This is a genomic window from Bacillus sp. SIMBA_074 (assembly GCF_046534555.1).
Taxonomy (GTDB): domain Bacteria; phylum Bacillota; class Bacilli; order Bacillales; family Bacillaceae_G; genus Bacillus_A; species Bacillus_A mycoides.
Genome location: NZ_JAWRYM010000534.1, coordinates 1 through 271, shown reverse-complemented (window position 1 = coordinate 271; position 271 = coordinate 1). Strand labels below are relative to the sequence as shown.

1 protein-coding gene is annotated in these 271 nt (G+C 48.0%); it reads left to right on the top strand.

Annotation, left to right across the window (positions count from 1 at the left end; genetic code table 11):
• Positions 1 to 271 (top strand): hypothetical protein (locus SB773_RS31870; RefSeq protein ID WP_410594330.1); only part of this gene is annotated, 271 nt, incomplete at both ends.

The window sequence follows — 271 nt, the reverse complement described above, 5'->3', positions numbered from 1 at the left end:
ACCAGATGGCACTCCAGTCGACATCATGTTAAACCCATTGGGTGTACCTTCACGTATGAACATCGGTCAGGTGTTGGAGCTTCACTTAGGTATGGCTGCACGCGCACTTGGCATTCATGTAGCATCTCCTGTATTTGATGGTGCTACTGAGGAAGATGTTTGGGGTACGATTGAAGAAGCCGGGATGTCCCGTGATGCAAAAACTGTCCTTTATGATGGCCGTTCAGGTGAAGCATTCGACAACCGTGTATCAGTTGGTGTCATGTATATG